General features: G+C 39.9%; 22 protein-coding genes. 11 read left to right on the forward strand and 11 right to left on the reverse strand.

The genetic code is table 11. The features are described 5' to 3' along the window. Positions 1–59: 59 nt before the first annotated feature. The 8 genes from ACXIUD_RS05830 to ACXIUD_RS05865 all read right to left on the reverse strand — a co-directional run bounded on the left by ACXIUD_RS05830 (position 60) and on the right by ACXIUD_RS05865 (position 7,542). Complete coding sequence (locus ACXIUD_RS05830; RefSeq protein ID WP_458051683.1) at positions 60–764, reverse strand: SIMPL domain-containing protein; 705 nt, start codon at positions 762–764, stop codon at positions 60–62. 85 nt (positions 765–849) lie between these two features. Beyond that, positions 850–1,704, reverse strand: a complete 855-nt coding sequence (locus ACXIUD_RS05835) for a prephenate dehydrogenase (protein ID WP_458051684.1) — start codon at positions 1,702–1,704, stop codon at positions 850–852. A gap of 15 nt (positions 1,705–1,719) precedes the next feature. Continuing rightward, entirely contained in the window at positions 1,720–2,862 is a 1,143-nt protein-coding gene (locus ACXIUD_RS05840) for a pyridoxal phosphate-dependent aminotransferase (RefSeq protein WP_458051685.1), read from the reverse strand. Continuing rightward, on the reverse strand, positions 2,859–3,677 hold the full coding sequence (locus ACXIUD_RS05845) for a prephenate dehydratase (RefSeq protein ID WP_458051686.1): 819 nt from the start codon (positions 3,675–3,677) through the stop codon (positions 2,859–2,861). Before ACXIUD_RS05845 ends, ACXIUD_RS05840 begins: the two co-directional genes overlap by 4 nt. Next, a complete protein-coding gene (locus ACXIUD_RS05850; RefSeq protein WP_458051687.1) occupies positions 3,677–4,045 on the reverse strand; it encodes a DMT family protein in 369 nt (122 codons plus the stop codon). Before ACXIUD_RS05850 ends, ACXIUD_RS05845 begins: the two co-directional genes overlap by 1 nt. Positions 4,046–4,050: 5 nt before the next feature. Beyond that, positions 4,051–5,286 carry a 3-phosphoshikimate 1-carboxyvinyltransferase gene (locus ACXIUD_RS05855; protein WP_458051688.1) on the reverse strand — a complete coding sequence of 412 codons (1,236 nt, stop codon included), beginning with the start codon at positions 5,284–5,286 and terminating at the stop codon, positions 4,051–4,053. Positions 5,287–5,293: 7 nt separating this feature from the next. Continuing rightward, positions 5,294–6,328, reverse strand: a complete 1,035-nt coding sequence (gene aroB, locus ACXIUD_RS05860) for a 3-dehydroquinate synthase (protein ID WP_458051689.1) — start codon at positions 6,326–6,328, stop codon at positions 5,294–5,296. 113 nt (positions 6,329–6,441) lie between these two features. After that, the gene (locus ACXIUD_RS05865; protein WP_458051690.1) at positions 6,442–7,542 is read right to left on the reverse strand and encodes a chorismate mutase; all 1,101 of its coding nucleotides are present in this window, start codon (positions 7,540–7,542) and stop codon (positions 6,442–6,444) included. Between the two features lie 1,143 nt (positions 7,543–8,685). Between ACXIUD_RS05865 and ACXIUD_RS05870 the strand changes: the two genes are divergently transcribed. The 3 genes from ACXIUD_RS05870 (at position 8,686) to ACXIUD_RS05880 (ending at position 11,925) form a co-directional block, all read left to right on the forward strand. Next, positions 8,686–9,267, forward strand: coding sequence for a hypothetical protein (locus ACXIUD_RS05870; protein ID WP_458051691.1), 582 nt, complete (start codon positions 8,686–8,688; stop codon positions 9,265–9,267). 120 nt (positions 9,268–9,387) lie between these two features. After that, the gene (locus tag ACXIUD_RS05875) at positions 9,388–11,016 is read left to right on the forward strand and encodes an acyl-CoA carboxylase subunit beta (protein ID WP_458051692.1); all 1,629 of its coding nucleotides are present in this window, start codon (positions 9,388–9,390) and stop codon (positions 11,014–11,016) included. Between the two features lie 66 nt (positions 11,017–11,082). Beyond that, on the forward strand, positions 11,083–11,925 hold the full coding sequence (locus ACXIUD_RS05880) for a transglutaminase-like domain-containing protein (RefSeq protein ID WP_458051693.1): 843 nt from the start codon (positions 11,083–11,085) through the stop codon (positions 11,923–11,925). A 4-nt stretch (positions 11,926–11,929) separates the two neighbouring features. Here ACXIUD_RS05880 and ACXIUD_RS05885 read toward each other — a convergent pair whose 3' ends face one another. Together ACXIUD_RS05885 and ACXIUD_RS05890 are read right to left on the reverse strand one after the other, a co-directional pair. Next, positions 11,930–12,517, reverse strand: a complete 588-nt coding sequence (locus ACXIUD_RS05885) for a redoxin domain-containing protein (protein ID WP_458051694.1) — start codon at positions 12,515–12,517, stop codon at positions 11,930–11,932. 34 nt (positions 12,518–12,551) lie between these two features. Further along, positions 12,552–13,181 carry a 4'-phosphopantetheinyl transferase family protein gene (locus ACXIUD_RS05890; RefSeq protein ID WP_458051695.1) on the reverse strand — a complete coding sequence of 210 codons (630 nt, stop codon included), beginning with the start codon at positions 13,179–13,181 and terminating at the stop codon, positions 12,552–12,554. 37 nt (positions 13,182–13,218) lie between these two features. On the opposite strand from ACXIUD_RS05890, the gene ACXIUD_RS05895 reads away from it, so the two are divergent. The 8 genes from ACXIUD_RS05895 (at position 13,219) to pth (ending at position 20,900) form a co-directional block, all read left to right on the forward strand. After that, entirely contained in the window at positions 13,219–14,127 is a 909-nt protein-coding gene (locus tag ACXIUD_RS05895) for a WD40 repeat domain-containing protein (protein WP_458051696.1), read from the forward strand. A 7-nt stretch (positions 14,128–14,134) separates the two neighbouring features. Next, positions 14,135–15,034, forward strand: a complete 900-nt coding sequence (locus ACXIUD_RS05900; protein ID WP_458051697.1) for a DivIVA domain-containing protein — start codon at positions 14,135–14,137, stop codon at positions 15,032–15,034. Then, positions 15,034–15,399, forward strand: coding sequence for a dihydroneopterin aldolase (gene folB / locus ACXIUD_RS05905; RefSeq protein WP_458051698.1), 366 nt, complete (start codon positions 15,034–15,036; stop codon positions 15,397–15,399). Before ACXIUD_RS05900 ends, folB begins: the two co-directional genes overlap by 1 nt. Beyond that, the gene (locus ACXIUD_RS05910; protein ID WP_458051699.1) at positions 15,392–16,255 is read left to right on the forward strand and encodes a ChaN family lipoprotein; all 864 of its coding nucleotides are present in this window, start codon (positions 15,392–15,394) and stop codon (positions 16,253–16,255) included. Before folB ends, ACXIUD_RS05910 begins: the two co-directional genes overlap by 8 nt. 6 nt (positions 16,256–16,261) lie before the next feature. Next, on the forward strand, positions 16,262–16,720 hold the full coding sequence (locus ACXIUD_RS05915) for a DUF4268 domain-containing protein (RefSeq protein WP_458051700.1): 459 nt from the start codon (positions 16,262–16,264) through the stop codon (positions 16,718–16,720). Between the two features lie 460 nt (positions 16,721–17,180). After that, entirely contained in the window at positions 17,181–18,587 is a 1,407-nt protein-coding gene (locus ACXIUD_RS05920; RefSeq protein WP_458051701.1) for an MBL fold metallo-hydrolase, read from the forward strand. A 651-nt stretch (positions 18,588–19,238) separates the two neighbouring features. Next, the gene (locus ACXIUD_RS05925; protein WP_458051702.1) at positions 19,239–19,811 is read left to right on the forward strand and encodes a 50S ribosomal protein L25/general stress protein Ctc; all 573 of its coding nucleotides are present in this window, start codon (positions 19,239–19,241) and stop codon (positions 19,809–19,811) included. Positions 19,812–20,339: 528 nt separating this feature from the next. After that, complete coding sequence (pth, locus tag ACXIUD_RS05930; RefSeq protein ID WP_458051703.1) at positions 20,340–20,900, forward strand: aminoacyl-tRNA hydrolase; 561 nt, start codon at positions 20,340–20,342, stop codon at positions 20,898–20,900. A 71-nt stretch (positions 20,901–20,971) separates the two neighbouring features. Here the strand turns inward: pth and ACXIUD_RS05935 are convergent, their stop codons facing one another. Beyond that, positions 20,972–22,063, reverse strand: a complete 1,092-nt coding sequence (locus ACXIUD_RS05935) for an MraY family glycosyltransferase (protein WP_458051704.1) — start codon at positions 22,061–22,063, stop codon at positions 20,972–20,974. Between the last annotated feature and the right edge of the window lie 498 nt (positions 22,064–22,561).

The raw sequence follows: 22,561 nt of genomic DNA on the forward strand, positions 1-22,561 counted from the left end.
AGATTGCATGTAAAAGGCGTGAATGCAAAACTTACTTTCGCATTCATACCACTTGCATATTACTTCATAAAAGCAAAGGACACCAAAACAGAATCACTGATTTTCTTAGCCTCTGTCTGCAGCACGGGTTCTTCGTATTCCATCGACACATCCATTGCCATGGTTTTCATAGATCTCATCACGGGTGTAAATCCTCGATCTTGTGAAGTATATTGAATTTTAAAGACTTTTATTTCCTCAATCCCCATCGTCTTAGCTATAACCTCCGCTTTGGATTTGGCATCCTCTAAGGCTAGTTGAAGCAACTTCTCTTGAGATGCTTTCATTGTCTTTTCAGAGACCTGAAATTGTAAATTAAACCCTGACTCAACGGTTGTGTGCAAGGCTTCAATTACCTTGGCTAGATCTTTTTGGGTATCTGATACCCGAACACGAGCTGTTTGCGAAGCGATAAACCCAATATCTTGATAGGTGCCATCTTTGTAAATACGATCCAAATTGACCGAATAATTCTCTACAAACAATTCATACGTTGACACCCCTGTTTTCTTTAAGGCCTGTTCCAACTCACGCATACGCTTATTCAGCTCATTAGTAGCAGCCGCAGATGTTTTTCCTTTTTGGGAAAAATTCAAATGCATCAGTGCTTCATCCGGCTGAATACTTATTTCACTTTTTCCCTCAACCTCAATTAAAGGAATTTGCTGTGCCATTGCACCCAATAATAGGAACATCCCGGCGATGGTCAAAAGAAGCTTTCTCATAGTCTTGTTGGTTTAACTGGTAGATCAAATTCAAAAAGTGATCCACGCAGCAAATTACCAAGAATTTTTAACATGTCTTAAGAAATCAACTCTTTCCTCCCAAGTCCAACACATCTCGTATCTGATTGATTTCCTGCATCTCCCGATACAACCCATCGAAATCCTCTGATTCAATTTTTTGTTTGAATCCTTGTAAACAGTCGATGTATTTTCCTAAGGCTTCCAGCACATTTCCTTTATTTTCTAAAACGATGGGAGCCCACATAGCAGGGGAACTTTTGGCCAATCGGACAGTAGAAGCAAAACCTGAACCTGCCATATCAAAGATATTGCGATCATCTTCCATTTTGTCCAACACCGTTTTGCCCAACATAAAGGAAGATATATGGGAAAGATGTGAGACAAAAGCCAATTGCCTATCATGCTCCTCCGGATCCATGAAGCGGATTTTCATATTCAAGGCCTCCAAGGCATCATACGCTTTGGCTTTCAAATGAAGATCAGTCTTTTCCATTTCACAAATGATGAAGACTTTTCTGTCCAACAAGCTATCAAAAGCAGCTTTAGGCCCACTGTATTCTGTACCTGCTATTGGGTGTCCTGCTAAAAACTGCGCTCGTTTAGGATGATTGGCCACAGCATTGCACAAAGCTTCTTTGGTAGAGCCAAAATCAACCACGAGCGTTTCTGGACCAACTTCATCCAAGGTTTGAATTAATAGTTGAGCAAGCGTATTTGCTGGAGTGGCTAAAATGACTAGATCAGTATCTGCATCTGATTTTTCCTGAACTCTATCAATGATGCCTAACGTGAGAGCATCTTTTTGATTTTGAGCATCGATATCAAATCCGGTGATGGAAATTTCGGGTTTAGACTTTCGTAAGCCTAAGGCGAAAGAACCGCCCAATAATCCCAAACCTATGATGTGTACTTTTTTCATGCTTGTAATGGTTATCTATAATCGATTGATTGCTTCTTGAATTTTTTCTTCGGTAACACATAGGGAAAAGCGCACATAGCCTTCCCCTTCCGAGCCAAAGACTGTTCCTGGAGTAGTGAAAATACTTTTTTCGTACAGGAGCTGATCACAGGCTTCGGTTGACGAAACCCCATGTGGCAAGTGAGCCCAAACAAAAAGCCCTGCGGTATCTCTACTATATCCCCAGCCTAATTTATCGAGTAACTGAAAAATTAGCTTTTTCCGAGCTCCGTACTGTGCATTTAATGCTTGATACCAGTCATTTCCCAACCCAAGCGCCTCCACAGCACCTTCTTGGATTCCTTTTAACATACCTGAATCCATATTGGATTTGACCGTGGCGATTGCCTGAACCCAATCGGGCCTTCCCACCAACATACCCACTCTCCATCCCGCCATGTTGCTGGACTTGCTTAAAGAATTAAGTTCAAGAGCAACGTCTTTTGCTCCTTGCAGCTGAAATATACTTTTGGGTTGCTCTTCCAACACATGGCTATAGGGATTGTCATGAATCAAAACTAGTTGATGCTTTTGGCAGAAGGCCACCATTTTTTCAAATAACTGTAAGTCTGCTTTGGCACCTGTAGGCATATGCGGATAATTGGCAAACATGAGTTTTACCTTACTTAAATCCAAAGCTTCCATGGCTTCAAAATCAGGCCAATACTGATTGGATTCAATAAGCGGATAAAAGATAGGTTCCGCTTGCAATAAGCGCGCTACTGATGCATAGGTGGGGTATCCTGGATTGGGAACTAACACCTGATCTCCCGGATTCAAAAAAGCTAAACTGGCATGCATAATCCCCTCTTTGGAGCCCATTAAAGGTAGCACTTCGCTCTGATGATCAACCAAAACTTTATATTGTTTTTGGTAAAAATCAGCTATTGCTTTACGCAAGGATGGAATGCCTTGATAGGCTTGATAGCCATGATTGGCAGGATTTTCGACACTTTGACTGAGTGCATGAATGATCTTGCTATCAGGCATACCATCGGGGCTACCGATACCCATGTGGATGATAGGTTTTCCATCAGCAATCAAACCTTGCACTTCTTTCAGCTTTTTTGAAAAGTAATATTCTTCCGTTTGTTCTAATCGCTCCGCAAACCCTTTCATACACGCTGATTTTTATATAAACCCACCAACAAGCAAGCCTCCATCTCCGATTGGACTCGCTCCAATACCTGCTTCAAAGCTCCTGCTTCCTCAAATACTGTATCAATGAAAAATGAATAATTCCACGGCTGATCAATGACGGGAACAGATTGTATTTTGGACAAATCCAATCCTGCTGCTGCAAATTGAGTCAATAGCCTTGCCAAGCTACCTTTTTGATTGGATATGGTAATTTTGAGAGAAGCTTTAGTTACATCGGGACTCCACTGAGGCGTAGCCTTTTCCAAAATAATGAATCTGGTAAAATTATTTTTGACTGTTTGAATGTCAGCCGCTAGTATCTCCAACCCATAAATATCCGCGGCAATTTTACTCGCAATCGCCCCTACTCCTCGTAGTTTTTCTGATGCTATCCGTTTAGCAACTGTAGCGGTATCGATATCATCGATGAGTTGAATTTCCGGATACTGTTGAAAAAACTGCTTGCATTGTAACAAGGCCATGGGATGAGAGCGAACGGTGGCTAAGTCCTCTATTCGTTGACCTGGGTAAACCATCAACTGATGGGATATTGGTAAATAATACTCCTGTTTGATGAAAAGATCGTAGCGATCCAAGAGCTCATAATTGGGTAAAATAGCTCCTGCGATAGAATTTTCAATAGCCATCACACTGAACGCCACCTGATCATTGGCCAATGCCTTTGCTACTTGTTCAAATGTCTGAAATTCCATAATCGACACTTCTTCACCAAAAACCTGTAAGGCTACCTGGTGATGAAATGACCCTTGAATTCCTTGAATCGCTATTTTCATTACTTTTTGAAGATAAAATATACTGCTAAAATCAAAAAGCCAAACCCAATCAAATGATTAACTCTAATACTTTCGTTTTTGAAGAACAAGAAAGTGAAAATCATAAACACCACAAGAGTGATGACTTCTTGCAAGACTTTTAATTGAACCAACGTAAAAGGCCCTCCATTTTCACTAAATCCAATTCGATTGGCTGGTACTTGGAAGATGTATTCGAAAAATGCAATCCCCCAACTGATCAGAATGATGGAAACTATCCCTAAATTTTCAAACCACTTCAATTCTTTAAATTTCAGATGCCCGTACCAAGCCAAGGTCATAAAGGAGTTGGAAAGAACTAAGAGGAAAATGGTCAATAGCGCTTTCATTCAATTTAGAAAATGGAATTGATTAAAGACACATGCTTCCAGAAACTCGGGTAAGACTTATTGACCACCTCAGGGTCTTCAATAGTCACACGAGTTTTAGTCATCAATGGCATAAATGCCATCCCCATCCGGTGATCATCATAGGTGGCAATTTGCACTTCTATGGGCATTTCAATGGAAGGGATGACTGTGAAAGCACCCTCAGACTCCTCCACTAGGGAGGCATTGAACTTGGCAAGTTCCTGTTGCAAAGCAAAAATCCGATCAGTCTCTTTGATTCGCAGGCTTTCCAATCCGGTAAAAACTGATTTTTGACCAATGATGGCGCATGTTACAGCAACTGTTTGCGCAAGATCGGGACAATGGGTAAAGTCGTAAGACGGGAAACCTTTAACCGGCTGTTTAGTCAGCATCACACCTGTAGCTGTAAATTCACATTTCACACCGAGGCAATCCATAATTTCAACAATGGCAGAATCCCCCTGAAGACTTTTAGCTTTTAAGCCTTTCAAAAAGAGAGCACCACTATCCGCACAGGCTAACAAACTAAACCAGTAACTTGCCCCTGACCAATCCGATTCCACCGCAAAAGCTGTAGGCATATACGGCTGTGGAGCTACTGAAATAACATTTTCTTCCCAATTATACTGTATACCAAATTGCTCCATCAACTGAAGCGTCATTTCTATGTACGTTCTAGAGCCTACTTTTCCCTCCAAGGTCAATTCCAAACCTTGAGGTAGTGTAGGCGCTATCATCAATAGGGCAGATATGTATTGACTACTCACGTCTCCACGGATAGAAACCTTTCGGGAAAGTTGGGTTTGCATCCCATGAACAGCCAATGGAGGAAATCCTTCTTCATTCATGTAATGAATTTCAGCACCTATCGTCCGTAAAGCATCCACCAATATTCCAATAGGCCGTTGACACATTCGGGCAGTTCCAGTGAGAACTTTGTATTGATTAGTAGCAGCTGCAAAAGCTGTTAAAAAACGCATCGTTGTACCCGCATCCAATACATCCCACACAGGAGGATTTTCTTTTAATAAACGTATCATTGTCTGGGTATCACGTGCTTCAGCCAAATTCCATAACTGATTTTCACCCTCAGTTAGGGCATCTATAATCAACGCCCGATTGCTTTCACTTTTGGAGGATGGTAAAGGTATTTCCGTAAAGGAAAACTCCTCTAACTGTGGTAACAAAACGGATGAATGCGTGCTTTGCTTTGAATTCATAGTAGGTTTACACTAAACTTCTGTAACTGGCGATGGCATCTTCGATCTCTTCGGTGCTGACAGCAATATCATAATCGCATACACCTATCTTTCTCAAAAGAGAAAAACGAACACTGCTACCAATATTTTTCTTATCTTGTTTACATAAAGCGACGATTTCGTCGATTTCTTGTCCTTCAATGGCAATCAATCCGAATACTGTTTTCAATCGATCAACGATGATTTGCAGTTCTTCCAAGGACAACCCCGCTTTTTTATGAGACAAAAAAGCTTCTGCAATCATCCCTGCTGCAATAGCTTCACCATGTAATAAGTGATTAGGTCCATCTAAATAAAAAGACTCTAAGGCATGTCCAATGGTATGCCCGTAGTTAAGTATTTTGCGAAGACCTGTCTCTTTGGGATCCTTTTCAACCACATCACGTTTTATTGAGACCGATTTCTCAATGATTGTTCTCCATTCTTGGGCTTCCCATTCATCTATTTTCAAGGATTGAAAATAATTGCTATTGGCAATCAAGCCATGTTTCAAGACTTCAGCATATCCCGATCTAAGCTCTTCTTGGGGAAGGGTTTTCAAAAAAATATCCGACACCACCACTGTTTCAGGCTCAGAAAATACGCCTATATGGTTTTTGTAGCCTTGGAAATCTATTCCTAGCTTCCCTCCTACACTAGCATCCACTTGGGAAAGCAAAGTAGTTGGCACATTGATAAAGCGGATCCCTCTCTTATAAGTAGCAGCACAAAATCCTCCCATATCCCCAACAACTCCTCCTCCAAGATTTATGATAAGCGATTTTCTATCAAAACCTTCATCTGTCATCCACTCCCAGATCTTGATACAGGTAGCTAGATTTTTATGGGTTTCACCTGCTTGGAAACTGATGAGCGCATGTGCTGGCAAGGATTCTTTGACCAAAGGATAGCAATGAAGCACAGTATGGCTATCAGTAATTACTCCAAGGCTAGAATAGCCCATCGATTGAATCAAGTACTGTAAATCAGCCGCAGGATTTTGAGAAAAATGAACGGATTTCAAGGTTTATAAATTAGTTGGAACAAATAAGAACCCTCAGGATCAGCTCAGCGGATAAACTTGCTCGATTGACCGATCCTGATGATTCACAAGATTTCTGTTTTTGATGGACGAATTTACGCTTTTTTCACAGGTTCAGCCTCTCTGATTTGCTTTTCTTGTCTTTTGACTGATTCCTCGTGAATACAGTACAGGAGTTCCTTCATGAATTTTTCACTGAGATTTTTGGCTACCCCTTTCTTGGTCCTGGATTCCATTACAAATTTCCATCGGTCCGACTGGAATACCGTTAAGTGTCTTTCCCGCTTGTAGGCACCTATTTGATCGATCATAGAGAAACGCTCCTGTAAAATATCCAGCAACTGATCATCCAAATGGTCAACCGCATTTCTTAAATCATTCAAATGATCATCTGGATTGATTTCAACCGTATTATCAATAAAGTCTATTTGCGATAGAATTTCCTTCAATCTGGCTGGAGTCACTTGCTGCTTGGCATCAGACCACGCATTATCCGGATCGTGATGCGTTTCGATCATCAAACCATCCAAACCAAAATTGATTGCCCGCTGCGCTGTCTCCAAAATCCCTTCTCTATTACCCACAATATGGGATGGGTCGTTGATTACTTGCATTCCAGGCCATTCACGCTTCAAGTGGATAGGCATAGACCAGTTTGGTTTATTACGGAAGCGTTTATCATAAGAATCAGAAAAACCTCTGTGAATACCCGCCAACTTATTGATTCCCACTTTATGAAAACGCTCCAAGGCTCCTAACCATAACTGCAAATCAGGATTCATAGGATTTTTAACCATTACAGGAATATCTACTCCTCTTACTGCATCTGCAATTTCCTGTACTGCAAATGGATTGACGGTAGTTCTTGCTCCTACCCACAAGACATCCACCTTATGTTTCAAGGCCATTTCAACATGGGCAGCATTTCCTACCTCAGTGGTGATGGGAATATTAAGGATACTACGCACAATTTCCATCCAGGTCAATCCTTCTTCTCCTATTCCTTCGAACATGCCTGGTCTTGTACGAGGCTTCCAGATACCTGCCCGGAAAATATCGGGTACCATATTTTGGTTTTTCATTTCCAAACAAACTTTTTCAATTTGTTCGGGTGTCTCGGCACTACATGGCCCTGCGATGATGGTATGGCCGCTTAAGCCTAATCCCCAGTCTTTGATTTGTAAGTGGTCACTCATGATGAATTGGTGTTTAATGCAAAAAGCCCGACTCTTTCGAATCGGGCTTTTTCTGTGGTTATATTTTTTTAGTTTTTTACCAAGCAATAAGCAGCTCCGATTCGACCTTCTAGACGAAAATAAAAGTAAAAGAAAGTAAAATATGTAAGTGCTGCGATTAACATGTTTCAAATGTAGGCGACTGATTTTTAAAAACAAATTTATTTTCGAATATTTTTTTAAAATTATCACAAGAAAAGTTGCCAGACGATACAAATCCAACAATAGAATACCTGTCCTTTAAAAATACAAAAGAATATTTGCCGTAGATACTTCTCTCCTTACGAAACACACCGACTGAATCTTTTTTATTGGACGTTAGAAAAATACAGCTCGATAAACAGGGGGATTAATAATTTTAACAGATAGGATAGGAAGGGTTTTTAAAGGTAGCATCTCGAGAATTCAGCACTTCGGCAAGCTCGGTGACCGGTAAGCTCCTCGGGATAAGAGGAGGGGTAGGTAAAGGGAAGAGCGGCGTTGCCGCTCTTCCCTTTACCTACCCCTATTTTTTATTTTGCATAACTGGGTCCTCGAGCTTGCCGAGAGGCCATTTATTTAAACATAAACCCTCACTCAGAGGTCAAGACTCCTCTTTACCTTAATTTGATCTCTTTCCTAAAAATAGTAAGTAGTGAAAACCCGACACTTCGGCAGGCTCGGTGACCGGAAGGTTCTTCGGATTTGGGATGGAAGGGGGAGAGCGGCTGCGCCGCTCTCCCCCTTCCATCTTTTTTGACTTTGCATCACCTGGTCCTCGAGCTTGCCGAGAGGCGGTCCTCGAGCTAACAAAAAAACTACTAAACGAAAAAAAGAGAATTTTAAAAGAAAATTTTCCTTACTAACACAAACAAAACAATCAATATCACAAGAAACGGGCAATGGGATAAAATCAAAATTTTATTTCGATTTAAGAAAAAACAACACTTCGATAAAGAGGATTCAGAAGCCTCTTACAATAGCTTAACTCAATCCATAAATTAAAATCATTTTGTACATAAAAAACTTTCATAGTTTAATCAAGTATAAAAATTATTCAATTTCAAACCTAAAATGACTGTGTCCGTACTAGATACCAACAAACCAACTTAAATAACCAAAATTATGAATGCATTACTCGCCACAGCCATTTGCGCAATCTTGAGCACCGGAATGGTGCATGCGTCAGAAGATGAGTTGCGTGCATTAACCAATGTAACTGCCAAGGATCAGCGTGTGAAAGTAGCCTTGAGAGAAGGAGCTGGTAAGGTAAGAATCAGTATTCTTGATGAAAACGGACGATACTTGTATCAAAAGCGTGTGAAAGCAGATAAAGATTTGAAATTACCTTTCAATCTGTCCCAGTTGCCAGAAGGTGAATATCAGGTAAAAATAAGAAGAGCAGATAATCCAGAGGAAAAATTAATCCATACCATAGTTAATAGGGCTCCACTTCCTGCACCAAATCCATTAGTTGCCTTTGGAAGAATACTGGACGATAACTCAGTAAGATTAAAAGTAATTGGCTTAGAAGAGCCAGGAGTATCTATCAGAATCACAGATGCATTTGGAAGAAATGTGCACAGCGAATTTGTAGATCATCCAGAGGGATTCAGTAGAATTTACCATTTAAGAAATGTAGATCCATCAGGTTTAGCGATATCATTGAGAGATGCTGCAGGTAGAAGTAAAACGATTCTATTGTAATAATGAAAAGGGGCTCAAATGAGCCTCTTTTTTATTACCCCTACCGATATTCAAAATCCATTTGTCGATTTGTAGGTTTATCAGTTTATTAGCGGTCAGAAACTAAACCCAAATGACTTTATGGATATCGCATTTAACCAAAATGAAGATCAAATTAAGCAGTTACTTTTTAAGCTACAGCATAAGACAGAAGTAGTCAAACTCGGCGGTGGCAAATCCCGGATAGCCAAAGAGCACGAAAAAGGAAAACTTACAGCACGAGAAAGAATCACTTATTTGTTGGATGAGGGAACCGAGCACCTAGAAGTCGGTGCATTTGCAGCAGATGGCATGTATGAAGAAGAAGGTGGTTGTCCTTCTGCGGGAGTGGTGTCTGTTATTGGCTATGTCCAAGGCAGATTGTGTATGGTGGTTGCCAACGATGCCACAGTGAAGGCAGGGGCCTGGTTTCCAATGACTGCCAAAAAAAATCTCCGTGCCCAGGAAATCGCTATGGAAAACAGACTGCCTATCATCTACTTGGTAGATAGTGCAGGAGTATTTTTACCCATGCAAAATGAAATTTTCCCTGATAAAGAGCATTTTGGACGGCAGTTCCGAAACAATGCTAAAATGTCTGCAATGGGCATCATTCAAGTGGCTGCCATTATGGGAAGCTGTGTGGCAGGTGGGGCTTATTTACCGATCATGTCAGATGAAGCCATGATAGTGGATAAAACAGGATCTATTTTCTTGGCAGGCTCTTACTTGGTACGGGCAGCAATCGGTGAAGTAGTGGATAATGAAACTTTAGGTGGTGCAACCACCCACTGTGAGATATCTGGGGTGACGGATAATAAATATGACAACGACCAAGAATGCCTAGATGCAATCAAAAATATTTTCAACAAAATCGGTCACTTTGAAAAAGCTGGATTTGATCGGATTGAACCTCAAAAACCAGCCTTAGACGAACAAGAACTCTATGGTGTTTTCCCTGCTGATAGAGTTAAACCATACGATATGCTCGATGTATTAAAGCGAATCGTTGATAACTCGGAACTAGAGGAATATAAAAAGGATTATGGAAAGACCTTAATCTGTGCTACTGCTAGAATTGATGGTTGGGCAGTAGGCATCATCGCCAATCAGCGAAAGATTGTAAAAAACAAAAAAGGCGAGATGCAGATGGGTGGGGTGATTTATTCAGATTCTGCTGACAAAGCAGCCCGCTTTATCATGAACTGCAATCAGCGTCGCATTCCTTTGGTTTTTGTGCAGGATGTTTCGGGTTTTATGGTCGGTAGTAAAGCTGAACACGGAGGCATCATCAAAGATGGAGCTAAAATGGTCAATGCCATGGCTAATTCTGTGGTCCCTAAGTTTACTATCATCATTGGAAACTCCTATGGTGCCGGTAACTATGCTATGTGTGGAAAAGCCTATGACCCACGATTGATTTACAGTTGGCCAACAGCTCAAATGGCCGTCATGAGCGGAGCATCTGCCGCCAAAACATTGCTTCAAATCAAGGTAGCATCCTTAAAAAAATCAGGCCAGGAAATCACTCCAGAAGCTGAACAGCAATTACTCCAAGAAATCACAGCTAAATATAATGAGGAACTGAGTCCTTATTATGCAGCATCCAGATTATGGGTAGATGGGGTGATTGATCCTCTAGAGACCCGAAAAGTCATCAGTATGGGAATAGAAGCAGCTAATCATGCTCCTATCACCGAACGCTTCAATGTAGGCGTGATTCAAACTTAATTTTAGGTCTTTTAGTTAAAAGTATATAAGCGTTTTTGCGTATCTTATCTGACTAATCAAGAATTCATGGACAAACTTACCGATAGCGAACTACATGCCCTTGTTTCTTTATTGGATGATACAGATTGGGAAGTAAAATCCCATGTAAAAAATCGCCTCGTGTCCATTGGGCAGGAGGTGATCCCATTTTTGGAAAAGAAATGGGAAGATTGCTTCAATCCAGATTTGCAAAGAGAAATTGAGGAATTAGTGCATACCTTACAATTTTCTCAATTAAAAGCTCGATTACTTGATTGGAAAAACAGCGCCGATCAGGATCTACTCACCGGCCTGTGGCTGATCAATACCTATCAATACCCAGATTTGGAGTTTAAAAAGCTTCAAACGGAAATGAATCAGATTTACTTCGAGGTTTGGACCGCTTTCAAAAATGATTTACAGCCCTACGAACAGGTAAAAATCATGAATTCCATCTTATTCAATCATTTTAAATTCTCAGCAAACACCAAAAATTTCCACTCCCCTGCCAACAGCATGCTTTCGGCAGTTTTGGAAACAAAGAAAGGTAATCCTATTTCTCTTTGCTGCATTTACCTATTAGTTGCTCAAAAGCTAGGAGTTCCCATCTATGGAGTAAACCTGCCCAACTTGTTTATTCTCACCTACAAAACAGAGGAGGTGCGCTTTTACATAAATGCATTTAATAAAGGGGTGGTTTTTACAAAAAAAGATATTACCAATTACTTGGAACACTTGAATATAGCTCCTGAAGAGACATTCTACGAGCCATGCAGCAATATGGCAATCATCAAACGATTTTTGAGAAACCTGTATTTGACTTTTGAAAAGTTTGGCGAGAGTGAAAAAATGCAGGAAATAAAGGAGCTTACCGAAATTTTGCAAGATTAAGCACCTAGAAACCCACGTATCGAACATTACAACCAACGGGTCTACTGGATGCAGGACTTGGATTTCTACGGTTGGTGATGGCTGTTAGTGCATTTTCCAAATACTTCAAATTGGCATTAGCAGCTACTTGAGGATTATTATCAATAGCTCCCCTGTAGGCAATAGATGTCCCTGTTGGACTGAAGGTAATCACCACTACTTCAGGCAACTTGGTGATTTCAAAAGAGCGACTGACTTCTTGACTGACGTCCATAAGAAATGGGAACTTCATTCCTTTGGCCTCCACTCGCTGTTTGATTTTTTCTTCTGTCTCTTCCTCATCAAATCCCACCAATGGATTGATCAAGGCAAATGAAATATTTTGACTTGAAAAAGTATGGTGTAAAGAGATTAGACGATCTTCATACAAGCGGCTAAAAGGGCAATTCAACCCTGTAAAGACCAAAACTAACGCAGCTTGCTTATTAAACTGTTCAAGGGAATATTCTTGACCGTCCACTGCATTGATCAGTGTAAAATCATCCACGCGCTGGGCATTAGCCGTGGTAAGCACTAGCAGGAGCAAGCTCATAATTACAAGGTATCGCTTCATTGTTTGGGTCTTTCTTTGCATATTAACAAATATACTACCAAACTGTGTAAGTCAGTACAAACTCCCCTTCTTGGATCACTTTGACAGTATAATGATGGTCTGAAAATTCGCTATCCACTATCCTTCCCTTGATGACTTCAGAGTTTACTTCAAAGGGTTCTAAGACAATATTATCTTTCAAACTCACCCCTCTCTTTCCCTGACATTTGAAAATAGACTCTTTGGCTGACCAAGCAATCGTGTGTAAAAGTTCATCTTTTCCCAAAAAATCCATCTCTTGTTCACAAAGGAATTTGGGTGCTAAACGAACAATTTTAGGTCGGATATAATCCAAGTCAATCCCTACAGGCATATCTCGGTGAAAAATAGCAGCAGCAAGATTTTTGGTATGCGTCAGGGATACATAGCCATAGCCATCCATTGGGTGAGATTTTCCAAATTCATCTTTAAAAAATCCCGGATAAGGCATGGCAATCCCATCCAATGCCTCTTTTACAGCCATTCGGGCACTTTTCCATTCGATTCTTTTGGAGTCTCGGGATATGTTAGCCATGGAAAGTTTTTCCCGGAAACTCAAAAAATCCATTCCGTTATCAGATATATCTTCAATATTCTTTACAGCATAGGCTGATAAAGGACTTATTTTTTCTATTTTTGTTTGCATAGGCCCTTGCGGGGTTGTTTACATATCGTTGCAATTTATGTTAAAAATTCAAGTTAATAAACTCCATAGCCTTACCGGGCACAATGATTGTATTTACGCACTGACGGAGGGACCTGATCCTCGTTTCTTTTATACGGGTTCTGGTGACGGCATGGTGGTGGAATGGGATCTAGATAATCCAAAAGATGGAAAATTGATGGCAAAAGTCGGACATTCTGTCTATGCTTTGGAGATTGATAAAGAGCGTAACCTGTTGTTTATAGGCCATAATTTTGAAGGAATCCACGTAATAGACCTTGAAAACAGTAAAGAATTATGGTCTCTCAAAATGACAGATCAATCAATCTTTGACATCAAAGCTATTGGAAATGAGCTCTATGTAGGAACTGGAGATGGAATCATCCATATTATTGACATAGAGCAGCGAGCTGTCAAAAAGCATATTAAAATCAGTAAAAAAAGTGTTCGCGTGCTAGCTATCGATCCAAGCAGGAGACAATTAGCTGCTGGACTGAGTGATCATACCATCAAAATCATCAACTTGGCTGACCATAGCCCCTTGCACAGCTTGGATGCGCATAATAATTCCGTGTTTGGATTGGCGTATGCACCGAATAAACCCATGTTGGTATCCGGTGGTAGGGATGCCTACATGAATATTTGGGATACAGAAAAATATTATCTTCAAGAATCCATCGTTGCCCATATGTTCGCCATCAATTACATTTCCTTCCGGGAAGATGGAAAGTATTATGTAACCTGTAGTATGGATAAATCCATCAAAGTATGGGATGCCGAAACACATCGATTACTGAAAGTAATTGACAAAGCCCGCTATGCAGGACATGGCACATCTATCAACAAAGTACTTTGGAGTACTTACAACCAATCTATTGTCTCTATCAGTGATGACCGTACCATTTCAATCTGGCAAGTAGAACTTTAAAAACACTATGAAAATAACCTCAGCCGAAATCAAAGATAAAACCTTCGAAAAAATCTTCAGAGGGTATGACAAAGACGAAGTAAGCAACTTTTTAGCAATCGTAGCAAAAGATTACGAAAGCCTTCTAGAAGAAAAATCCAAGCTGGAAGGAGATCTTGCCAAAGCCCAAGCAGAAGCAAATAAACTCAAGCAGGTGGAAGAATCTCTTTTCCGAACCTTGAAAACCGCAGAAGATACAGGTGCCAGCATAATTGAGGAAGCCACAACTGCTGCCGATGAAATCATGGGCGCTGCCAAAGAAAACTCAGAAGGTATGCTCATCGATGCTCAACGCAAAGCAAATGCAATCCTAGAGGAAGCCGAGCAGAAAGCTAAACATATTTTGGAAGGAGTCAAGGCTGACGTGACAGGATTGATACGCAACTACGAGCATTTGATTGCGCAGCGAGAACTTACCTTAAGAAACCTTCACAAACTCACGGACGATATTCAAGACAACATCACGGTTTCCAACGAGACTTTCAAAAAAGTGAATCTATCTGTTTACGAGGATATGGTCCAAAACTTTGCGAAGCCAAAAACTGCCATTATTTTACCTGATGAAGAATTGGCCAAAGCAGAAGATATTGTTTTTGTTCAAGAAGAAATTTCTGAAGAAGTAACCTTGGAAGTGAGTGTTGAGCACTCAGAAGAAAAAACAGAAGCGTTAGAGACGATTGATGAAAATACGGAAGAAATAACTGCCGCTGAAGATTCAGTTACGGAAGAAATCGAAAACTCCATTACAGAGGAGGTCGAAGAGAATTTTGAAGCAGAAGAGAAAAAAGAGCCAATTGCGGAAGTTCCTGTAGATCCTACAGACGATAAAAAGAAAAAAGGAGGATCATTCTTTGATCAATTTGACTGATGGGAATCGTACGCTTAGAAGGTGCTTCATTTTATGCTTACCATGGAGTATATACAGAAGAAAACAAACTCGGTAATCTCTTTTTGGTGGATATTACCTTAAGTTATGAGTTTAAAAAGGCAATGATGGAGGATGATTTGGAGGGCACGGTAGATTACGGAAAACTCTATGAAATCACTGCCAAACGTATGCAAACCCCAGTCAAGCTCTTAGAACATCTGGCGCATGTGATTATTGAGGATGCTTTAAAAATATATCCACAAATAAGGAGCATTGCCATTACCATAAAAAAACAACAACCCGCTGTTGGAGGGTTGGTTAACTATTCCTCCGTAACAGTGCAATATCCAGAAGACTATGCATAAATTTTCAATACTTTTCTTGACCTACATAGCTTTAACTTTAAATACGCAGGCGCAGACGACTCCTTTTACTGTTTTTAATAACAAAGGTGAACAAGTCAACTTTGAGACGATTATTGAGTATTCAAAAGCCACTCAGTTGATCTTTTTTGGAGAACTTCATAATAACACCATGGCTCACTGGCTTCAATTGCAATTACTGAAGGCCTTACAGCCTGAAAATGAGAAATTGATGCTTGCAGGAGAGTTTTTTGAACGGGATGATCAACTGACTATAGACGAGTGGCTTGCGGGATGGATGACTGACAAAACCTTTGAAACGGAATCAAAGCTTTGGAATAATTATGCAACGGATTATAAACCTTTAATGCTCTTTGCAAAATCTAATGACATTCCTTTTATCGCATCTAACATCCCCAGAAAATATGCTTCCTTTGTTAGCAGAGAAGGTTTAGAAGGGCTGCAAAAACTCAGTGAAGAGGCGAAACGATTCATTGCTCCTCTTCCTGTCACGGTTGACCGTACATTGCCTGCTTATGCTGCCATGAAGGAGATGATGCATGGCAGCTCTATGAACTTGGATTATATGATCGATGCCCAGGCTATCAAGGATGCCACAATGGCTTATTCCATGCAAGAGTTTTTAGAAAAGGGACATCAAATTTTGCATGTAAACGGGTCTTATCACAGCAATTTCTATGAAGGCATTGTTTGGTATGTTCGCCAGCAATTTCCCAACCTTCCAATCCTTACCATTAATACCATAGAACAAGCGGATTTATCCATCATAGATGAGCGCACCATGCAGAGTGCAGATTTTATCATCGTAACTCCTACAGATATTCCAAAAAGTTATTAAACAAGTATGTATTCTAAAGCTGAATTAGCGAACATACGTAAGGAATTCTGGACAACATTTGGGCTTTATATGAAGCCTGTTCCCTCCGCCTTTGGCCACAGCCGGATGAATTGGCAGAATTATAAGACGGGAGTCAAAGACATTTATTTTCGTATGAAGGCAGAACGCGAGTTTGTTTCCATAGGTATAGAAATCACCCACAAAGATGAAGAACTACAAACACTGTTTTTTCAGCAATTCGAACAGTTTCGAAAACTCTTGGAAGCAGAAACTCTAGAGGTCTGGGATTGGGAACTGCATGCAAGCGATGACTTTGGGCATACTTATTCCTATATCCAATGCTACCAAGCTGGGTTAAACGTCCTCAACAAAGACCATTGGCCAGACATTATCTCCTTTCTCAAACCAAGAATCATGGCCTTGGACCGCTTTTGGGAAAATATTAAACCGGGGTTTGAGGAATGAAGTGGAATAAAAGGAGGAAGGATGAAGAATGAAGAATGAAGAATGAAGAATGAAGAATGAAAAAAGTGTCAAGAAAAATCAGGACGTGACAATTGTAGAAGCGAGAGATTAGATTCGATAGATATTCGAAATTTAGCGTTCGTCATTTAATATGATTTTTGGCTATTCATAGATTACTCAAATTAGCAAAGATTTTTTCTAAGCATTCTTTATACAAATTCCCTTTCTTAAGAATAATCATTTCTATGCATTTCTGTGCTTTTTGTATATTCTGCGAGAACCAGTACCCATAAGCGAACCTTTCTAATTAAATTTTCCGCGTATTCTGCGTCTTCTGCGAGCAGCCTTTTTTCAAAAGTAACTTTTCTCACAAAAAATGAACGCTAAAAGCCTGATTTTTGTCATGTTGTTTTTGAACAACGATGGAAATAAAATCAATAACATCATAAAATAATTACCTATGTTCTTCGAACTCGTTTATGACAAAAGTTTGGCGCAGGCCAGTTATGTAGTTGGATGTCAAGCTGCCGGCATTGCTGCGGTAATCGACCCTAAAAGAGATGTGGATACCTACCTGGAAATTGCAAAAGCCAACAATCTTAAAATCACCCATATTTTAGAAACACACATCCATGCAGATTTCTTATCAGGTTCTAGAGAATTAGCTGCCTTAACAGGTGCTGAGATGTATCTTTCTGATGAGGGAGATGAAAATTGGAAATATGAATTTCCTCACAACAAAATCAAAGGTGGGGATGTAATTAAAATGAATAACCTAACTTTTGAGGTAATTCATACCCCAGGACATACTCCTGAATCTGTAAGCTTCTTATTGACTGACAAACCAGCTTCTTCTGAGCCTGTCATGCTATTCACAGGTGACTTTGTATTCGTAGGTGATGTGGGTAGACCAGACTTGTTGGAGCAAGCTGCGGGCATCAAAGGCACGCAGGATATTGGTGCTGCGCAGATGTATGATTCACTGCATGAATTCGCCAAATTGAGCGATTATATCCAAGTTTGGCCAGGACACGGTGCTGGTTCAGCTTGTGGTAAAGCCTTAGGTGCTGTTCCGATGACGACAGTTGGTTACGAGAAAATCAGAAACTGGGCTTTGCAATTATTGAATGATAAGCAGGCATTTACGCAGGAACTTTTGGCTGATCAGCCAGAGCCACCAAAGTACTTCGCAATGATGAAGAAACTAAATAAGGTGGACAGAAAATTACTTACTGAGGTTCCAAAAATTAAAAATCTGAGCAAAGAAGAGTTTGCACAAGTCAAAGCAGATGGATTGAAAATCATCGATACCAGACCTTGGGTGGATTATGCTGCCTCAAACTTGATAGGTACTTTGAGCATCACCAATAATAACTCCTTCTCAACCTACATGGGTTGGTATATGAATTACGAGGAAAACTTCATTGTCATTGCAGAAGAAGCCCAAGTGGAAGACATCATGCGTAAATTGATGCGCATAGGTTTGGATAACTTGGTTGGCTTCATCACGCCTGCACAATTAATGGAGTTTGAGGCTGGAAATTTGAGTTCTTACACACCAATTACCAAAGAAACTGTGAAAGAAAAGTTAGCTACTGAGGATATCCAGGTGGTGGATGTAAGAGGTGCTGCTGAATTCAAAAAAGGACACATCGAAGGAGCTGACAACTTAGTGTTAGGTAAGCTGTATAATAACCTCGATAAAATCTCTAAGGACAAAACAGTCATCATTCATTGCCAAGCAGGTGGCAGAGCAGCGATTGCGTATTCCATCCTGCAAGCGGAAGGATTTGATAATGTTTTGAATTATGCGGGAGGTATGAATGACTGGGCTGCGGAGGAAAAAACTGTAGCGATCACAGCTTAATTCATAAATTTACAGCAAATAAGAGAGGGTGACTTGTAGTAGCACCCTCTTTTTGTTTTTTCCCTTTATAACAATTCATGTAAAGACGTTTCGCGTCAATTGCGAGCCATGCGAGGTTTAATTCTGGTAGGTATTTGTGTGATTTGTGTAATTCGTGGTTAATTTAGAAACGAGAGGCGAGACTTGCCTGCTGCAAGCAGGAATCGAGAGACGAGAAAGAAACAAGACAGACCGCTTGTAAAAAAGGTAATTGTCATTCTATTGAAATAAGGTAGAAATAAAGTTGAAATAATGTAGGAATAATTTCCAGTCCACATTTTAATGTTGGTAGGAATATCCCCCCTTTATCCTTTCCCCATTTTTTGCCACTAATACAAGAAGTAAACACAAATAATTTAAACAGAGATCCTTTGCGTTAATTGTGAGCCATGCGAACCTTAATTCTGCCAAGTATGCGTATTTTTTTAGACTCAAAACAATTTCTTCGTGTAATTTGTGTAATTCGTGGTTCCTTTTGCTTAATTATTTTTGGTAAATAACAGATAGTTGTTACAAACACTTTTTCTTCCCAAACAAAATACTTACTTTTGCGGTCTGTTTTGATTAATGCATGAATAATTCAGGACAGATTCACATTTTAACAAACACATTATGAAATCATTAGAGATTATAGGGTTTAAAAGAGCAAATCTCGATAGCGCATCTTTGAAAGAGATCCGCGAAGAAGGCAACGTGCCTTGTGTAGTTTACGGACCAGCAATCGAAGGTCAGATCCATTTCTACACGCCTGCGATTCTTTTCAGAGACTTGGTTTACACGCCAGATGTGCACATGGTTGACTTGAATATCGAAGGCACCAAAATGAAAGCTGTATTGAAGGATGCACAGTTTCACCCAGTTAGTGAGACATTATTGCATGCTGATTTCTTGGCTTTCAGTGAAGATAGAGCAATCAAATTTGAAATCCCGGTTGATATCGTAGGAACATCTCCAGGTATCCAAAAAGGGGGTAAATTAGAGATTAAAACAAGAAAATTGGCAGTTAAAGGGTTGGCTTCAAACCTACCTGATAAAATCAAAGTTGATATCTCCAAATTAGACCTAGGAAAATCTTTCAAAGTAAGTGAATTAACTGCTGAAGGATTTGAAATCTTAACATCTCCAAATGTCTCCATCGTTACCATCGGTATCCCAAGAGCATTGAGAGGTAAGAAAGCAGAATAAGCTACTATCTACTCAACTAATACAAACCCTATCTTTGGCAACAAGGGTAGGGTTTTTTTAATTAGGAATGTAGAATTAGAGGACCGAACGTAAAGAAAAGCTATTGAGATAGCTTTTTAGTGAGGGGCCAGATTGCAGGGAAGGTTATCCACGAGCAGTTTGCAGTGAGCAATGAACAGTGAGCAGTGCAAAGTGAACAGTTAATAGTGAACAGTGCTTGTGCTGAGCGTATTCGAAGCAAACAATTGGGAATGTAGAATTAGGAGTGAGGAATGAATAGTGAGCAGTTTGCAGTGAGCAGTGCAAAGTGAACAGTGCTTGTGCTGAGCGTAGTCGAAGCAAACAATGCCTGTGCTGAGTGCAGTTTAAGCAAGCATTGTCTTATCATTTTGATTCTTATTTCTTGGTTCTTATCTCTAATCTCTCACTTCTCGCATCTAATCTCTCGCTTCTCATCTCTTGGTCCCTGAGCTTGGTTGGTGAGCTTGTCGAACCATGTCGAAGGGCTTGCATTTAACTATCTAACACATGAAATATCTCATCGTAGGTCTTGGAAATATTGGTCCAGAGTATGAATTGACCCGGCATAATGTGGGTTTTTTGACAGTAGATCGAATGGCTGATAAACAAGGAGTTTCTTGGAAAAGTAACCGTTTGGCCTTTACTGCAGACTTCAAATACAAGGGTAGAAGTATTTATATGATCAAACCCACCACTTATATGAACTTAAGTGGTAAGGCTGTCAATTATTGGATGAAGGAATTGAATATTCCGAAAGAAAACATTTTAGTAATTGTAGATGATGTGGCCATTCCATTTGGAAAATTACGCATGCGAGCCAAAGGTTCTGCTGCGGGTCATAATGGGCTCAAAAACATAGAAGCGCTCTGCGGTGGTCAGGATTACCCAAGACTTCGTTTTGGCATAGGGGATGATTTCCCCAAGGGAAGGCAAGTTGATTATGTGCTCGGGAGATGGACTACACAGGAAATCGATGAACTCCCAATATCCATGGACAAGGCTATAGAAATGTGTTTGAGTTTTTGCACAGCCGGCATTGCAATGACCATGACTCAGTTTAATGATTAATCTACTTTCGAAATACAAAAAAGCCTCGCTTACAAATGTAAGCGAGGCTTTTTATTTTTTGTAAACGAAATTCAATTCTTCATTAACCCAGCTTTTTCAATCACCTGCTGAGGAATTTCAGGCTTTAACTGCTTCTTTCTAGCAGCTCTGGCACGACGGGCATCCAATACTGGAGGTGCTTTACGAACTGATTTTTTAACCTGCTTCAAGGTTACCTTATCTAAACCCAATCCTAACGCAAGTGCCATCAAAACGACCACAGGTACCATGATATGATCTGTTAATCCAGCCCCTAAAATGGCTACAGCCAAGAATACTACTTTAACCCCTGCTAATGTTAGTGCTACCTGATCATGCCGCATTCCCATACGCATTAAAAAATGATGTATGTGGCTTTTATCAGCCTCCATTGGAGATTTCCCTCTTCTGATTCTTCGAACAAAAACTCTTAAGGTATCATAAATTGGGATAATTAATATCGCCATACCTGTCGCTAATGGAGCCATAAACAAAAGCCCATCGGAATGAGTCATGGTTGCATTGGAATCGATAAAGAGGATAGTTAAAGTAGATAAAGCAAAGCCCAAACTAAGTGAACCAGTATCACCCATGAAAATTTTTGCAGGATGCCAATTAAAGACCAAGAAAGATAAGACCCCTCCTACACATGCAAAACTGAATAAGGCGTAAGGCATTAAGTCAGCGGTCATAAACCAATAACCTAAGAACGTAAACGAAATAACGGCTAATGACCCAGCCAATCCATCTAATCCATCAATTAAATTAAACGAATTCGTCAAGGCAAGGATGATAAATATTGAAAACGCATAGCTCAATAGGACCGGTAAATCCCAAATCCCTAGAAAGCCATATAACCCCGTAAGACGGATATCTGAAACAACAACGACCATGTAGGCTGCAACCATTTGTCCACCCAACTTTTGCCAAGCAGTAAGCTCTACCATGTCATCCCGAAGTCCAACAAAAAACATTAATCCAAATGCAGCAAGAAAGTAGCGTGTCTGAACAACGTCTTCAAAATTGAACCAAATTGCAACTGAAATAAGCGTTGCTACTACAAATCCAATACCTCCCATAGATGGGATAAAACCTTTATGGATTTTCCGCCCTCCGGGTGCATCCACAACATTGGTTTTTTTCAAAATTTTGATGAGAACTGGCAGAAAGAAAAAACCAATTACAAAAGCAGTTGTTAATATTTGAAAAGCCTTCATAAAAATTTACATTATTTTGCAAATATACTACCCATCTTTACGCATTCCAAATTCTTAGTAAAGAAAATAATTATTATGGATTCTCAAAATTCACTATTAGTTTTTAGTGATTTTGACAATTTTCATCTTGGAATAGTGATAAAGAACTATTACGAAAAGCATTTTTTTCGTAATGAAATTCGGTTTTAATAAAGTATTATAAACTAAGTTTTCTCAAGAAATCAAAAGGAATTTTTTAAATATCAAAAAAATGAAAAATATTTTCTCTTTTTGAATGATTGAGAGACACGTTGCCATCTTTTCCCCGAGTTAAGAATCGGGGCTAATGACCTTCGGAAGTGGACTCCTTTCGGAGTCTTGGGCAATAAAAATAAAGTTGGAATCGATGAACAGTTACAGCTATAAAAACAATCATTTTCACTTCGC

The sequence above is a fragment of the Mongoliitalea sp. genome, from assembly GCF_054166905.1.

Bases quoted from the DNA above. Each gene is read 5' to 3' on its own strand.
- ACXIUD_RS05830 (WP_458051683.1), bottom strand. From the start codon at position 764: ATGAGAAAGCTTCTTTTGACCATCGCCGGGATGTTCCTATTATTGGGT.
- ACXIUD_RS05835 (WP_458051684.1), bottom strand. From the start codon at position 1,704: ATGAAAAAAGTACACATCATAGGTTTGGGATTATTGGGCGGTTCTTTC.
- ACXIUD_RS05840 (WP_458051685.1), bottom strand. From the start codon at position 2,862: ATGAAAGGGTTTGCGGAGCGATTAGAACAAACGGAAGAATATTACTTT.
- ACXIUD_RS05845 (WP_458051686.1), bottom strand. From the start codon at position 3,677: ATGAAAATAGCGATTCAAGGAATTCAAGGGTCATTTCATCACCAGGTA.
- ACXIUD_RS05850 (WP_458051687.1), bottom strand. From the start codon at position 4,045: ATGAAAGCGCTATTGACCATTTTCCTCTTAGTTCTTTCCAACTCCTTT.
- ACXIUD_RS05855 (WP_458051688.1), bottom strand. From the start codon at position 5,286: ATGAATTCAAAGCAAAGCACGCATTCATCCGTTTTGTTACCACAGTTA.
- ACXIUD_RS05865 (WP_458051690.1), bottom strand. From the start codon at position 7,542: ATGAGTGACCACTTACAAATCAAAGACTGGGGATTAGGCTTAAGCGGC.
- ACXIUD_RS05870 (WP_458051691.1), top strand. From the start codon at position 8,686: ATGAATGCATTACTCGCCACAGCCATTTGCGCAATCTTGAGCACCGGA.
- ACXIUD_RS05875 (WP_458051692.1), top strand. From the start codon at position 9,388: ATGGATATCGCATTTAACCAAAATGAAGATCAAATTAAGCAGTTACTT.
- ACXIUD_RS05880 (WP_458051693.1), top strand. From the start codon at position 11,083: ATGGACAAACTTACCGATAGCGAACTACATGCCCTTGTTTCTTTATTG.
- ACXIUD_RS05885 (WP_458051694.1), bottom strand. From the start codon at position 12,517: ATGAAGCGATACCTTGTAATTATGAGCTTGCTCCTGCTAGTGCTTACC.
- ACXIUD_RS05890 (WP_458051695.1), bottom strand. From the start codon at position 13,181: ATGCAAACAAAAATAGAAAAAATAAGTCCTTTATCAGCCTATGCTGTA.
- ACXIUD_RS05895 (WP_458051696.1), top strand. From the start codon at position 13,219: ATGTTAAAAATTCAAGTTAATAAACTCCATAGCCTTACCGGGCACAAT.
- ACXIUD_RS05900 (WP_458051697.1), top strand. From the start codon at position 14,135: ATGAAAATAACCTCAGCCGAAATCAAAGATAAAACCTTCGAAAAAATC.
- folB (WP_458051698.1), top strand. From the start codon at position 15,034: ATGGGAATCGTACGCTTAGAAGGTGCTTCATTTTATGCTTACCATGGA.
- ACXIUD_RS05910 (WP_458051699.1), top strand. From the start codon at position 15,392: ATGCATAAATTTTCAATACTTTTCTTGACCTACATAGCTTTAACTTTA.
- ACXIUD_RS05915 (WP_458051700.1), top strand. From the start codon at position 16,262: ATGTATTCTAAAGCTGAATTAGCGAACATACGTAAGGAATTCTGGACA.
- ACXIUD_RS05920 (WP_458051701.1), top strand. From the start codon at position 17,181: ATGTTCTTCGAACTCGTTTATGACAAAAGTTTGGCGCAGGCCAGTTAT.
- ACXIUD_RS05925 (WP_458051702.1), top strand. From the start codon at position 19,239: ATGAAATCATTAGAGATTATAGGGTTTAAAAGAGCAAATCTCGATAGC.
- pth (WP_458051703.1), top strand. From the start codon at position 20,340: ATGAAATATCTCATCGTAGGTCTTGGAAATATTGGTCCAGAGTATGAA.